Source organism: Flavobacterium frigidarium DSM 17623 (genome assembly GCF_000425505.1).
Classification (GTDB): domain Bacteria; phylum Bacteroidota; class Bacteroidia; order Flavobacteriales; family Flavobacteriaceae; genus Flavobacterium; species Flavobacterium frigidarium.
Genome location: NZ_AUDO01000004.1, coordinates 255,060 through 269,967, shown reverse-complemented (window position 1 = coordinate 269,967; position 14,908 = coordinate 255,060). Strand labels below are relative to the sequence as shown.

Below are 14,908 nucleotides of genomic sequence, written 5' to 3'. Positions count from 1 at the left end.
TATAATGGAAGTAGAAAAGACTAAAAAACGAATTTTGATTGTTGATGATGATGCACGTAATATCTTTGCATTATCAGCTACTTTACGCTCACGCAAGTTTGAATGCTTGTCTTGCCTAAGTGCGCAAGAAGCCTTAGACATTTTAAGGACAGATGAGCCTATTGATGCCGTACTTATCGATATGATGATGCCCGATATTGATGGGTACGAAGCTATTCCTTTGATTAAGAATATTTCTTCTAGAGCCAATACATATATAGTATCTGTAACTGCGCAAGCGATGGTTGGTGATAGAGAAAAATGTTTAGAAGCTGGTGCCGATGATTACATTTCTAAACCAGTTGATGTTGACAAATTATTGGCATCGCTAAGCAATATATAAGAACGCTTTATGATTGAGGATTTACAATTAGAGACACTTATAAATGTAGTTTATGAATACTACGGTTTCGACTTTGGGAGCTATTCAAGAGCGTCTTTAAAGCGCAGGGTAGACCGTATCTATCAGCTAGATGGTTTTCAACGGTTCTCAGATTTTCTTTCAAAAATAAGGTCAGAACCTGAGTATTATAAGAGATTAGTAGAGGAAATCACTGTGAACGTTACCGAGATGTTTCGTGACCCTTCTTTTTACAAAATTTTAAAAGATGAAGTTTTACCAAATCTTGCCGCCAAACCGTTTATCAGGATTTGGCACGCAGGATGTTCTACAGGGGAAGAGGTTTTTTCGATGGCAATTTTATTAAAGGAAGCCAACTTATTACAGAAAGCAATTATCTACGCTACAGATATAAATGCAAAAGTGCTCGAGCGTGCAAAAAAAGGCGTTTTTGGTTTACAGTTAATCAAACAATATGCTGAGAACTACCGCAACTCAGGAGGTAAAAATGATTTTTCAAATTATTATATAGCAAATTATGGCGTGGCGAAGTTCAACGATGAATTCTCGGAACGCATGGTTTTTTCACAACATAATTTGGTTTCTGATGGATCATTTAATGAATTTGATCTTATCTTGTGCCGCAACGTCTTAATCTATTTTGATAAAGATTTGCAAGAGCGTGCAATAACTTTGTTTGATGGTAGTTTGTCTACTTTAGGATACCTTGCCTTAGGAAGTAAAGAAACACTTAAATTTGCTTCAATCAGTGACAAGTATGTTCAAGTTAATAAAGAAAAAGTATGGAGGAAACTAAAGTAGTGGGTAAATTTGATGTTGTTATCCTAGGCGGATCAGCAGGAAGTTTACAGGTACTTATGAAAATCTTACCTTTATTAAATGTCCAGTTGCCCTTTGCCTTTGTGATTGTTTTACATCGTAAAAGCACCGAAGACAAAACCTTAGAACAGCTTATTGATCTCAAGTCTACGGTGAATGTAAGGGAAGTTGAAGATAAGGTTTTACTTGTGCCTGGAAATATTTATATTGCTCCGTCGGACTATCATTTACTTTTCGAAAAAGACAATTACATTTCGCTAGACGCTTCTGAAAAAGTGAACTATAGTAGACCTAGTATTGATGTCTCTTTTGAATCTGCTGCAGAAATATATAAATCTAAAGTTTTAGGTATATTGCTTTCTGGTGCAAATGCCGATGGGACAAAAGGGATGCAAATTATTAAAGAAATGGGAGGAACAATTATAGCACAAGATCCCGAAACTGCAGAAACACCTTTTATGCCACTAAATGCAATAAAATTTGCCAAACCAGATTACATATTAACGGTTGAAGAAATTATTGATTTCATTAATAGTATTCAATAATAATTAAATTTAAAACTACATTTCAAAATTACACATATAAAAAAACAGCTTTTATCTAAAAGCTGTTTTTTTATGTAATTTATGGAGTGCTTACAAGCTAACGAATTTCAGTTTTTCAGGAATTTTAAAAGATTTAATTCCTGAAAATAAGTATATGATGTGCTAAACTAGCTGGCTAATTTTAAACTTTCATGAGCAAAAAGTAATCTTTTTACTCATGAAAAAAATATATAGTACGCTTTAAAAGCTAACGAATTTTAAACTTTTCAGAGGTTCGAAATTTGATATTTTTAAACCTCTGAAATCATATATATTAAGCTGTAATAGCTAACGAATTTTGACTGTATTTGTATTCTTTAGGTGTGCAATTGTATTTTTCTTTAAATATTTTTGAAAAATAACTTCTGCTAGTAAATCCTATAGAATAAACAATTTCAGAGATGTTTAAATCAGTATTTCTAATTAATTTTTCTGCCTTTTCAATTCGCATCATGGTTATAAAATCGTTCACAGTGTGATTGTGAATCATTTTAAATCCCTCTTGTAATTTATTTGGTGATAAACCTGTTTGCTTTGCTAATGATTTTATAGAATACTGTTCAGCAGGATCTTTTTGAATTGCATCAGAAAGCATTTTTATTTGTTCGATTTGTTTTAGAGTTAAACAGTTCACTACCGATTCAGTTGCTGAATAGCTATTTGTATGGTGTTCGATTTCCATGGCTACAATTATTTGTAATAGTCCTTTTTTAAGTAAATCACGTACAATCCCTTTCTGGTTGATTGCTCTAAGTTGCGAAACCTTTTGTGCAATAGTAATGTGTTGGATACCTACATGTGCAAAGTTCTCTGCCTTGTTAAGAAAGGTTTTCTTTATTTTCGAATTTAAAGAATCTTCGTCCTCATTAATAGTATTGCCTACGCTGATAATCGATAATTTTACTGCCACATCTTTTTTAAAGTAAAAAACATTTATCGTATCTTCTACAGTATTGATTACAGCATTTTGATTTGCCGAAATAGTATTTACATTCTCTTTTTTACCAAAAGTGTGCTCTAATGAACCAGATAAGCAATATGCAAAGTAAGTAGGAGAGGCACCATCAGATTTAATACTTAATTTCACATCCTCTAGAAACTTAATGTCAAAATCAAAATAACTCAAGTCATCTTGATATGAAGTAGCCTCGATAGTTCCTGTGACTAATTCAGTATCTAACTTAAGTTGGTATTCATTCATGTCTAAACCTAATATACCATCAAAATTATTTTTAAGGTCAACAATAAAGTCTTTAATATTTCCCGATTTGATAGTTATATTTTTCATTAGAAGCTGTTTTAAATTTCGAACTATATTACTTTAGCACTGTGTGCAAGTATTGTTTTTTGATATTTCAAAATTCGTCATAAACGTGCTGCCTTTCGTTATAGTATTTTTAACTAATGTTTCATTATTTTAATTTATGTCCCTTTATTGCAGTAAAAAAGCTGTTAATCTACTTTTTTAGTATTGATTAACAGCTTGTTATGTGTATCGACTATTTATTGCTATTCTAATGCAGCCTTATCTGAACAATTTTCCTCTGGAATTTCATTAAAAAATTCGGCAGCTTCTAGATCTGCTGTTGGACCGTATCCTAATAGGTAAGTTCCTTTTACAGCATCTGCAGTTTCGATAATATAAAGAATCGACATATCCTCTGGATTACTCATTCCTTCATATCGATGCTGCGCTACAATAAATAATTCATTTGGTTGGTATTTGTACTTAGACTCGGTATCAACTAAGCCATCTTTTTGAAATAGAAAGTTTGTTGTGTATCCTATGGCTTCGTATCTCTTAATATACCCAATTTCGTGTTTAGCATATTCTTCCATAACGTTTTGTGTTTTAAATTAAAAAGCTCTTCTTTAAAATAAACTTAAAGAAGAGCTTTTTATAATTATACTTTTCCTCTACCGCTAATAAGCGAAAGAATAAATAATACGATGAATATAAAAAATAATACTTTAGCGATTCCTGCAGCTCCTGCAGCTATTCCTCCAAATCCGAAAATTCCCGCTACTATAGCTAGAATTATAAAAATTACTGTCCACTTTAACATGATATTTGATTTTTAGTTAATATATAACGTTTGTTTTGTTATTACAAAGATGCAACTGATTTCGCTGGCTTCTTAACTCAATAAATTTCATTATTGACGCAATCGAGTTCAATTATGCCTATGTTTATTGATAACTTGTAGGGAATTATTCGAACAAAAAAAAATCTAGTACTGCATAGGCTGCAATACTAGATTTGGAACTAATGTCTTAATTATTTAATCTAGAGTTTCACGGTATTAACTGTAAACGACATTCCGTCGATAGGACCATTAACTTCACTTATGCGAGAGTTTGTGTAATACAATGTATTATTATGAATACTAAAGGTGTCAGGCCATTTTACCTCATCTCCTTTAACAAATATTGATATTACGCCATTTACATCTCTCTTCATGATTGCGTTTTGCTCAAGATCACCATAATACAGATCACCATTACTATTATAAATCATTCCGTCTGGAGCAGATGTTTTTGCTATCTTTTCAACAGATTGTGCTATCTCTTTATCTGTACCATGTATTAATACCAACGGATCGATCGCATATAAAGTATAACCAGAAAGTGCGTGAAAGTATAGTTTTTTATCCAGTGGGTTTAGCGCAATACCATCTGAGTGAACTACGTTTGTAAAAGCTTGACCATCGATAGTTAAGTGATCTACTTCTGCTTTTGTAGCAATGTTATTATCCAATACTCTTTTTGCTTCTGTAGTTTCCATATTCAAAACAATCAAACCTGCATGTCCAGAATCGGTTAGGTAAATACTTCCGTTTTCCTTATCTACTCTTAAATCATTTATATATGAATCTTTGTGGTAACTGCTCTCAGGAAAAGTATATGTTTTTTTAAGTTTGTTTGTCGATAAATCAAAAACAAATAATTTGGGTGGGGCAATAACACCTTTAAATTCTGGATTTCTAGTATCTAAAACATAAAGATCATTTTCGAATGCAACTACTGATTGCACAGCAACAAAAACCGAATCAGACACTTTTTTTCCTATCTCCCAGTTGTTCCAACTATCATTAGGAAATGCACTTGGCTTACCCTTTTTTACTTCAGCTACTGCTGCAGTCACACCTTGACGCCATCTTGGAAAATTCACAAAAACTCTTCCATCTGTACTTACAGTAACCCCAGTGACTTGTTGCCCTTTAAAGGAAGCAATTTCTGTAACCGTGGGAGCTACAATAACTTTTTCTTTAGTTTCTGTATTTTTCTTTACTTCTTTCTTACAGCTAGTCAAGCTAGCAATGCTTAAAGCTATTAATAGTACTTTTTTCATATTATATTGTTTTTACAATAGCTTCTTGCGCTAATCTTGATTTTGGTTTATGGCTAGGTTGATTTTTGTCATCGGCATCTCTATATCCTATTGCAACAGCAAATAAGCTTGTATATCCGTCCATTTTTAATATTTGGTGGTATTTCTCTGCTTCGATACCTTCCATGGGTGTCGCGTCGATTTCCATTTGAGCGCATGCGGCTAATAAAATGCCTAATGATAGATATACCTGCTTGTCAAACCATACTCTCAATTCATCATGCGTTAATTGCTTTAAATGAGTATTGTAATAATCAATTGCCGACTGCGGCAAGTTCTCCTTAATTTGCTTTTCGAATACCTCCACATCATAGATAGAATTGAAAACAACTAAAGTATCACATTGGTTTATTTTTTCCTCATTGAATAAAGAAGCTGCGGCTAATTCTTTCTTGATCTCTGGATAAGAAACGAACTGAAACTGCCATGGCTGACTATTAATAGAAGACGGACTCAAAACAAGTATCTCTTTAAGTTCTTCAATTAATTTTGCATTTATTTTTTTTGTCGCATCATACTTCTTTGTACTGTAGCGTTTTCTCATTGCATTTATGAATTCCATATGCGTAATTTTTATTGTTTTATACTGTAAATGTACATACATGGTACTTTAACAATGTTATAGGATATCCACTTTAACCGTTTTTAACACTATTTTCTGATTTAATTATCAGGACTATTTTTACCTATATACTGGTTTTTCTAACTATGAATATTTTTTAATTTATTGATTGTTAAATATTTATCTAATTGCTACATGTTAATTTCGAAAATATAATATCGTATAAGTTGGTAAAAGGAATCAAGGGAGAATGCTTTGAAAAATTATAACAAATTTTATTCTTAAAATAGTATTAAAAACTATTTTTCTTTACATATTTCAATATACTTTTGATAAAAATTTCACAAGATAGTTTCGGACCTTCTTATACTTTAAATTTTTTACACTCATATTGTTAAAAAAAGCGAATAGCTGATGAGAATAGCCTTGTTTCTAATATATTTCAGTATGCTGCTTTTCTGCGGAGGAACAACTATGCATGCGGCTACAATGCATCCACTTCAAGTAAATTGTATAAAAGCAACACTTACAAAAAATCCACAAATAAAATTTTTCCATAAAGATCAGGATAGCGACTTAATTGAAGATGCAGATACTGATACAGAAGACGACTGCAATTTTGGCGCAAATAATAAATCCAACACTGATAAAAATTTAGCTGCTGTTAGTACTAGTAGTACACAAGCATGGTATCATGCTTTTATCTCACTTGATTTAAAAACTAAAGTACTTACTACTCAAAATCAACACGCACATTTTTGTGGTTATTCTTCACCTACATTTTTTAGACTTCAAGTTTTAAGAATTTGAGCAATACGTTTTTTTAATTGCCAAAATCCCTATTTATAATTTTGTATCGCATCATAGCGCCTTGCTATACTATGCGTTAGTTTTTTTTGGCAATCACTATTTAAAAACGAAGAGAGATCGCTACGTCTCAATCATTTCATTGCTAAATTACTATTGAATACCATGAAAAAAATCATCATGATTACTGGCTTATTGGCCGCAAGTTTCCTTGTGAGTTGTAATTCTAAAAAGGAAGAAAAAGAAGCACCTATAAAATACACTGTAACAAGTCCTGCAGTTATTGACACCTCATTTACAAAGCAGTATGTTTCTCAAATTAAATCGGTGCAAAACATCGAAATTAGAGCACAAGAAAAAGGCTTTCTACAGAAAATTTATGTCGATGAAGGGCAATATGTAAAACAAGGGCAATTACTTTTTAGAATCATGCCCAAAATGTACGAAGCCGAATTATTAAAAGCACAAGCGGAAGCTAAATCTGCTGAAATTGAATTCCAAAACACCAAAAATCTAGCAGATAAAAACATTATCTCTAAGAATGAACAGGCGGTTGCAAGTGCCAATTTACAACAAGCTAGAGCGCAGGTTGCTGTAGCTAAACTTCACTTGTCTTTTACTGAAATAAGAGCTCCCTTTTCAGGTACGATTGATAGAATACCTAAAAAATTAGGAAGCCTAATTGACGAAGGTGAGTTACTAACAAGCCTCTCGGATAATAGCGAAATGTTTGCTTATTTCAATGTTTCTGAGCCTGAATATTTGAGTTATGAAACAGATTTTAAAAATAGAGCCGATACTAAAGTCAACTTGAAATTAGCAAATGGGGATATATTAAAACAAGCAGGAAAAGTAGAGTTAGTCGAAGGAGAATTCGATAATGAAACAGGGAATATAGCTTTTAGGTCACGCTTCCCTAACCCAGATAAACTGCTGCGTAATGGCGAAACTGGTTCTGTTATGATGGTGGTACCCTTACACCAAGCCTTAGTTATTCCACAAAAAGCTACCTACGAAATACAAGATAAAAAGTATGTTTTTATTGTAAACAAAAACAATGTTATCAAATCTAGAGAGATTGTGGTAAAAGGAGAAATGCCTGATTTGTATGTTATCGAATCGGGAATAACCGTAAACGATAAAATCGTATTTGACGGTATTCAAAAAGCAAATGAAAACGATACCATTCAATATGACTTTTTAAAACCAAGTAAGGTGTTAAATAGTTTGAGACTTCACGCAGAATAGTTGGTTTAACCAAATAAAAAACAGAAAAAATGTTTGATAAATTTATACAAAGACCAGTACTTTCGATAGTGATATCGCTAGTTATCGTCTTTTTGGGAGTACTGGCAATGACTGGTCTTCCGGTGACGCAGTTTCCTGCAATTTCGCCGCCTAAGGTGAATATTACCGCTGATTATCCTGGAGCTAATGGGGAGTTGATGGTTAAAGCGGTTGTAATTCCATTGGAGCGTGCTTTAAATGGTGTTCCGGGAATGAAGTACATAACTTCAGATGCGGGAAATGATGGAGAAGCGTCTGTGCAAGTCGTTTTTAATTTAGGTACTGATCCTAACCAAGCTGCAATTAATGTTCAAAACCGTGTGGCATCTGTAATCAATAAGTTGCCACCATTAGTAGTGCGTGAGGGATTAAAAATCACACGTGAAGAGCCTAACATGCTTTTGTATGTCAATTTATTTAGCACGGACCCAAATACCAATCAAAAGTTTCTTTACAACTATGCTGACATCAATATTTTATCTGATTTAAAGCGTGTTAATGGAGTAGGTGTTGCAGATATTTTGGGAAATCGTGATTATGCCATGCGTATTTGGCTGAAACCTGACCGCATGCTTTCTTTCAAAATTTCTGCTGAAGAAGTTTTGGAGTCATTGAGCAACCAAAGTTTAGAAGCTTCTCCTGGAAAAACAGGTGAAAGTTCTGGTAAGCGATCACAAGCATTCGAATACGTACTAAAATACAAGGGGCGTTTTACTACAAAAGACGGCTATGAGAATATTGTTGTTCGCGCTGGTGAAAATGGAGAACTCCTGCGATTAAAAGATGTAGCCGATGTGGAATTTGGTAGTTCGATGTATGATATTTATTCGAGTATAGATGGAAAGCCTTCGGCTGCGATTACTATAAAACAGTCTTACGGGAGTAATGCAAGTCAGGTAATTACAGATGTGAAAGCCAAACTAGCCGACCTTAAAAAATCGTTTCCAAAAGGGATGGATTACGAAATTAGTTATGATGTGTCTAAATTCTTAGATGCTTCTATCGAAAAAGTTATTCACACGCTTGTTGAAGCTTTTATATTAGTAGGTTTGGTTGTGTTTATTTTCTTAGGAGATTGGCGATCAACAGTTATTCCAGCTATTGCAGTACCCGTATCCTTAGTAGGAACATTTGCATTCATGCAGCTTTTTGGGATTACCATTAACTTGATCACTTTATTTGCATTAGTCTTAGCGATTGGAGTGGTGGTAGATGATGCCATCGTAGTTATTGAAGCGGTTCACGCTAAGATGGAGGAGGAGCATCTTTCGCCAAGAAAAGCAACTAAAAAAGCTATGTCAGAAATTGGTGGTGCAATTATCGCCATAACCTTTTTGATGGCGGCCGTATTTATTCCAGTCGCATTTATGTCAGGTCCTGTAGGTATATTTTACCGTCAGTTCTCGATTACGATGACTACAGCAATTATCCTTTCGGGAATTGTGGCTTTGACATTGACACCAGCATTGTGTGCTTTGATGTTAAAAAATAATCATGGTAAACCCCGCCCTCGAAACTTAATCAATAGATTTTTAGATGGTTTCAATAAAAAGTTCGATGATCTTACTCATGGGTATAAAAAAGTCTTGACCTTATTCATTAACAGAAAATCGGTTACTATTGCAGTATTAGCTGCATTTTGTGTGGGAATATTTTTTATCAATAATAGTTTACCATCGGGATTTATTCCTAATGAGGACCAAGGAATGTTTTACGCGATTATACAAACACCTCCAGGTTCGTCATTAGAAAGAACAAATGAGATTGCTGAAAAATTGCAAAAAATCGCTGAGAAAATTGATGGCGTTAAGTCTGTTTCAGCATTGGCTGGATACGAAATATTGACCGAGGGAACAGGGGCCAATACAGGAACTTGTTTAATCAATCTTAAAAGTTGGGAAGAGCGTCACGAAAATGTAGAAGAAGTTATCAAGCAACTAGAAGAAGAGACTAAAAATATCTCTGGTGCTACTATCGAATATTTCCAACCCCCAGCTGTTCCTGGTTATGGAGCTGCAGGAGGATTTGAGTTGCGCTTGTTAGACAAAGCAGGATCAGGTGACTATAAAAAAATGGAAACGGTAAGTAAGGAGTTTGTTGCTGAACTTAAAAAGCGTCCTGAACTTACTTCGGTTTTTACTTTTTACAGTGCTAGTTTTCCGCAATACATGCTTGATATTGACAACGACATTGCCCAGCAAAAAGGAGTGAGCATTGAGAATGCAATGAACACCTTGTCTACACTGGTGGGTAGTAATTACGAAACTAATTTTATTAAATATGACCGTCAGTACAAGGTAATTGTACAAGCATTGCCTCAATATAGAGCTTTACCTGAGGATATTTTAAAATTGTATGTAAAAAACAATCGTGATGAAATGGTTCCTTTTTCGGCATTTATGAAAATGAAAAAAGTCTACGGATTATCTGAAATTACGAGACACAATATGTACAATGCTGCCGAGATTAGTGGGGCACCAGCAATAGGATACAGTAGTGGTACTGCAATTCAGGTTGTCAACGAAGTCGCCGCTAAGACTCTTCCTAGAGGCTTTGGGATTGACTGGGCAGGAATTTCTGCTGATGAGGTTGCAAGAGGAAACGAAGCGATTTACATCTTCCTCATTTGTTTAGGGTTTGTGTACCTAGTTCTTGCTGCTCAATATGAAAGTTTTGTACTACCATTAATTGTAATCTTATCACTTCCTGCAGGTATTTTTGGAGCATTCTTATTTTTGAAATTATTTGGTTTAGAGAATAATATTTACGCGCAAGTTTCCTTAATAATGCTTATTGGTCTGCTAGGTAAGAATGCCGTTTTGATTGTAGAATTTGCCGCATTAAAGCACAGTCAGGGTGTCGCCGTACTTGATGCAGCTATGGAAGGAGCGCTAGTGCGTTTCAGACCTATTTTAATGACTTCATTTGCTTTTATTGCAGGATTGATTCCGCTTTCTATGGCCTCTGATCCAGGAAAAATAGGGAATAGAACATTAGGAACTGCAGCGGCGGGAGGAATGTTCATAGGGACATTGTGTGGTGTGGTCTTAATTCCTGGACTATACTTAATATTTGCTAAAATATCAGAAAAGCACAAGCTCTCAAAAGACGAAGACGAAAATCCATTAACAGAAGAATTTAATCACCATGAATAAATCAATCATGTATCGCTACGCAGTAGTTATGGTGACAGGCCTTACAATTATTAGCTGTAAGGCTCCATCTGCCGCTACTGTGCCAGAACCAACTGCTATTCCAGAGAGTTTTGGCTTGTCTCAAGACACAGTAAATGTCGCTGCCTTAAATTGGGAATCCTATTTTAATGATCCTAAGCTTACAGCACTAATCACAGTCGCTCTACAGAATAATCAAGAATTAAATATCACCCTGCAGGACATCGAAATTGCAAAGAATGACATACGTGTTCGCAAGGGACAATTGCTCCCTTCAGTAGGTTTACGGGCAGGTTCTGGTGTTGAAAAAGTAGGTCGTTACACCAGCCAAGGTGCGGGTGATGCAACTACCGAAATTGCTCCTGGTAAAGAATTTCCAGATCCTTTGACAGATTTTAATATCAGCGCATTTGCAAACTGGGAAGTAGATATTTGGAAAAAATTGCACAATGCTAAAAAGGCTGCTGTAACAAAATATCTGGCTTCTGTTGAAGGGAAGAATTTTGTAATTACCAATCTCATTGCTGAGGTGGCAGATTCTTATTACGAACTACAATCGCTAGACAATCAGTTAGAAATTGTAAAACAGAATATTGATTTACAACAGCACGCTCTTGAAATCGTAAAAGCGCAAAAAGAGTCGGCTAGAGCTACTGAACTTGCAGTCCAGAAATTTCAAGCGGAGGTACTGTCGTCAAAGAGTTTGGAATTTGATATTAATCAAAATATAGTTGAGACTGAAAACAAAATCAATTTTCTACTGGGCCGTTATCCTGAAAAAATTGAGCGAGAAAGTAGTAACTTCTTGAATTTGTTACCCTCAGCTGCTAGTGCAGGTATTCCATCTCAATTGCTAGCCAATCGCCCGGATATTAAGCAAGCTGAATTAGAGTTGGCTGCAGCCAAACTAGATGTAAAAGTGGCTCGTGCAGAATTTTACCCGTCCTTAGAAATCTCAGCGGGATATGGTTTACAAGCATTTAAAACCTCATACTTGTTGAAATTCCCCGAGTCGATATTGTATAATTTGGTTGGAGATATTACAGCGCCATTAATTAATAGAAACGCCATCAAAGCAGAATTTGCTTCGGCAAATGCAAGGCAGATTCAAGCGCTGTACAATTATGAGCGCACTATATTGAACGCTTACTTTGAAGTCGCCAATCAGATGGCTAATATCAATAATTTAGATAAAAAGTACCAAATGAAAAGCCAACAAGTAGCGGCATTAAACACTTCGATTAGTGTTGCGGGCGAACTATTTAAATATGCACGTGCTGATTATTTTGAAGTGCTTATGACACAAAGAGACGCTCTAGATACTAAATTAGAGTTGGTAGAAACTAAAGAGCGGCAGTTAAATGCCTTTGTTCACGTATATCGCGATCTTGGAGGAGGATGGAGATAATATTCTTAAAATTAAGAGCCAGCAATTAATGTCTGGCTCTTTTTTATTACACACATTTTTAAAATTAGTAGTACATTAACAATAATACCAACTTGAATTCCTTAATTTTAGTAACTTCATTTTAGTGCGTATAGTGCTGTAGATGACAAAAATTAAATTTTACAACTTCACTTATGACAAATAGTACTACAAGCGCAATGCTTCCGTTTTTATATATGGTTTGGTCAGATGACTTACTTACCGAGAAAGAATTTGATACACTTCAGGACTTTGTTAATAAGCAACAGTGGCTTTCGCCATTGGATAAAGAAGAATTAACTGCGTCAATTGTAAAGGAGGTTCCGCCTAGTCGTGAGACAATATCTAAATGGTATTACCAAATACAAGAAGTAGTGCAGTCTCAAAGCGGAATAAAAACCATATTTGATGTGGTGCTTTTTCTTTCGAATGATAACCAAGCAATTATAGATAACAAATTAGATTTTGTTAAACTAGAAGCCGACTTGGGAATTTTAAGTGAAGAGGTTATAGGAAATTTTAAAAAAATAGGTAATACACAAACAGCACGTTATCAAAACACAGACTTATTTAATATAAAAGCAATTACTAAACTGCTTGATGGGGAACAAGCTCCTATAATTAATAGAGTCAAAGAAGTAATTTCACGACCTGAATTTGCTTACATACATACAACAGATACCGCAGTGTATAGAGAAAAAGTATATGAGTGGTGCAAAATACTTGCAGATGAAAATTTGGGTAATATGGCCTATCCTCAGGAGCACGGAGGTGGTGATAACATCGTTGATTATTTTGCCATTATGGAAACACTCAGTTATCACGATTTGAGTTTGGTTATTAAATTTGGGGTGCAATTTGGGCTTTGGGGTATGAGTGTGCAATCTCTTGGTACTGAGAAGCACTATAAAAAATACCTTCGTGACATTGGTACTTTAAAAATTCCAGGTTGCTTTGCCATGACCGAAACGCATCATGGATCGAATGTAAAAGGACTAGAAACTACGGCTACTTACAATCACAATGACAAAACATTTACGATCCATACGCCACATGAAAAAGCGCAAAAGGAATACATAGGAAACGCTGCAGTGCACGGGCAAATGGCTACGGTTTTTGCTAAGTTGGTTATTGATAATCACGATTACGGTGTCAATGCTTTTATAGTGCCATTGAGAGATGCGTCGGGGACAGTTCTAGATGGGATTATCATAGGAGATTGCGGACAAAAGATGGGTTTGAACGGAGTTGATAATGGAACGATACAATTTAATCAAGTCGTTATTCCTAAAGAAAACATGTTGGATCGCTTTGCTTCAGTGAATGAGGATGGAGAATTTGAAAGTCCAATTCCTAGTGACAATAGACGTTTCTTTACCATGCTAGGTACGCTAGTGGGCGGGCGTATTGGTATTCCGCGTTCTGCTTTGGCTGCAGCCAAAAGTGGATTAGCAATAACCATTAAGTATAGTAATCAACGCAAGCAATTTGGACCAGAAGGAGGAGCAGAAGTGCCCATTCTTAATTATCGAATGCACCAACGCCGTTTATTACCGCCATTAGCAAAAACATATGCCATTCATTTTGCATTGCAATATGTTACCAAACGTTTCATGCACAAGAAAGAATCAGAAATGCAAGAAATTGAAGCACTAGCAGCGGGTATGAAAGCCTATTCTACTTGGAGCACAACTGCAATTTTACAAGAATGTAGAGAAGCCTGCGGAGGAAAAGGGTACCTATCTGAAAATCGAATTGACGCTTTAAAAAACGATACCGACATATACACCACTTTTGAAGGTGACAATACCGTTTTAATGCAATTGGTCGCTAAAAACAGATTATCAGAGTTTAGAAAGACTTTTGGAGAGATGGGAATCTTTAATTACGTTTATGAAAATGCGGTTACCGCTATCACAGAAAAAAATCCTATTGCAACCCGTAAAACAGATAGCGAGCATCTTTTAGATGGGCAGTTTCATTTACAAGCTTTCGAACATAGAGAAAGAACCATATTGGCTTCGGCAGCACGACGTCTAAAAAAATTAATAGAAAGTGGTTTAGAAGCCTACGATGCTTTTAATGTTGTGCAACACCAAATGATTGATGTAGCACAAGCCTATCTTGATAGAGTGGTTTTAGAACAATTTCAAGTTGCCATAGCTACTGTTAAGGATAGTGATGAGAAGAATATTTTGGATAAATTGGCACAGTTGTATGCTTTATCACAAATAGAGAAAAATAAATCTTGGTACCTAGAAGACGGCTACATGGAAGCAGTAAAAACCAAGGCAATTAGAAAAATGGTGAATCAATTGTGCTGGGATATTAGACCTTCGGCTGTTGCCTTAGTAGATGCCTTTGCAATTCCAGATTCTTGCTTGGCTGCACCAATAGCATTTAACTAATTAAATAAAATAAATAAGGCCAGTAAATACTTTTTGCTGGCCTTTGTTTTT

The 14,908-nt window shown here is 35.1% G+C and carries 13 protein-coding genes; 8 read left to right on the top strand and 5 right to left on the bottom strand.

Features of this window, described 5'->3' with window-relative positions; translation table 11 throughout:
* Positions 1–4 precede the first annotated feature (4 nt).
* Genes H603_RS0103460 through H603_RS0103450 form a run of 3 tightly spaced genes read left to right on the top strand, consistent with a single transcriptional unit; the run spans position 5 to position 1,764 of the window.
* On the top strand, positions 5–382 hold the full coding sequence (locus H603_RS0103460) for a response regulator (protein ID WP_035675271.1): 378 nt from the start codon (positions 5–7) through the stop codon (positions 380–382).
* 9 nt (positions 383–391) lie between these two features.
* Positions 392–1,201, top strand: a complete 810-nt coding sequence (locus H603_RS0103455; RefSeq protein WP_026707267.1) for a CheR family methyltransferase — start codon at positions 392–394, stop codon at positions 1,199–1,201.
* The gene (locus H603_RS0103450; protein WP_026707266.1) at positions 1,183–1,764 is read left to right on the top strand and encodes a chemotaxis protein CheB; all 582 of its coding nucleotides are present in this window, start codon (positions 1,183–1,185) and stop codon (positions 1,762–1,764) included. Before H603_RS0103455 ends, H603_RS0103450 begins: the two co-directional genes overlap by 19 nt.
* Before the next feature lie 313 nt (positions 1,765–2,077).
* Here the strand turns inward: H603_RS0103450 and H603_RS0103445 are convergent, their stop codons facing one another.
* The 5 genes from H603_RS0103445 to H603_RS0103425 form a co-directional block, all read right to left on the bottom strand.
* On the bottom strand, positions 2,078–3,091 hold the full coding sequence (locus tag H603_RS0103445; protein ID WP_026707265.1) for a helix-turn-helix domain-containing protein: 1,014 nt from the start codon (positions 3,089–3,091) through the stop codon (positions 2,078–2,080).
* A 221-nt stretch (positions 3,092–3,312) separates the two neighbouring features.
* On the bottom strand, positions 3,313–3,642 hold the full coding sequence (locus H603_RS0103440) for a hypothetical protein (protein ID WP_026707264.1): 330 nt from the start codon (positions 3,640–3,642) through the stop codon (positions 3,313–3,315).
* A gap of 65 nt (positions 3,643–3,707) precedes the next feature.
* On the bottom strand, positions 3,708–3,869 hold the full coding sequence (locus H603_RS17250) for a DUF1328 family protein (RefSeq protein WP_026707263.1): 162 nt from the start codon (positions 3,867–3,869) through the stop codon (positions 3,708–3,710).
* 221 nt (positions 3,870–4,090) lie between these two features.
* Positions 4,091–5,155, bottom strand: a complete 1,065-nt coding sequence (locus H603_RS0103430; RefSeq protein ID WP_026707262.1) for an L-dopachrome tautomerase-related protein — start codon at positions 5,153–5,155, stop codon at positions 4,091–4,093.
* Position 5,156: 1 nt separating this feature from the next.
* Complete coding sequence (locus H603_RS0103425) at positions 5,157–5,756, bottom strand: nitroreductase family protein (protein ID WP_026707261.1); 600 nt, start codon at positions 5,754–5,756, stop codon at positions 5,157–5,159.
* A 447-nt stretch (positions 5,757–6,203) separates the two neighbouring features.
* On the opposite strand from H603_RS0103425, the gene H603_RS0103420 reads away from it, so the two are divergent.
* From H603_RS0103420 to H603_RS0103400, 5 genes are all read left to right on the top strand, one after another.
* Positions 6,204–6,566 (top strand): hypothetical protein, encoded by a 363-nt coding sequence (locus tag H603_RS0103420; RefSeq protein WP_157510390.1) that lies wholly within the window; start codon positions 6,204–6,206, stop codon positions 6,564–6,566.
* A gap of 162 nt (positions 6,567–6,728) precedes the next feature.
* Complete coding sequence (locus H603_RS0103415) at positions 6,729–7,811, top strand: efflux RND transporter periplasmic adaptor subunit (RefSeq protein WP_026707259.1); 1,083 nt, start codon at positions 6,729–6,731, stop codon at positions 7,809–7,811.
* A gap of 29 nt (positions 7,812–7,840) precedes the next feature.
* A complete protein-coding gene (locus H603_RS0103410) occupies positions 7,841–11,005 on the top strand; it encodes an efflux RND transporter permease subunit (protein WP_026707258.1) in 3,165 nt (1,054 codons plus the stop codon).
* Positions 10,998–12,431, top strand: coding sequence for a TolC family protein (locus H603_RS0103405; RefSeq protein WP_026707257.1), 1,434 nt, complete (start codon positions 10,998–11,000; stop codon positions 12,429–12,431). The genes H603_RS0103410 and H603_RS0103405 overlap by 8 nt, the downstream gene beginning before the upstream one ends.
* Positions 12,432–12,604: 173 nt before the next feature.
* The gene (locus H603_RS0103400; protein WP_026707256.1) at positions 12,605–14,857 is read left to right on the top strand and encodes an acyl-CoA dehydrogenase family protein; all 2,253 of its coding nucleotides are present in this window, start codon (positions 12,605–12,607) and stop codon (positions 14,855–14,857) included.
* Positions 14,858–14,908: the final 51 nt, after the last annotated feature.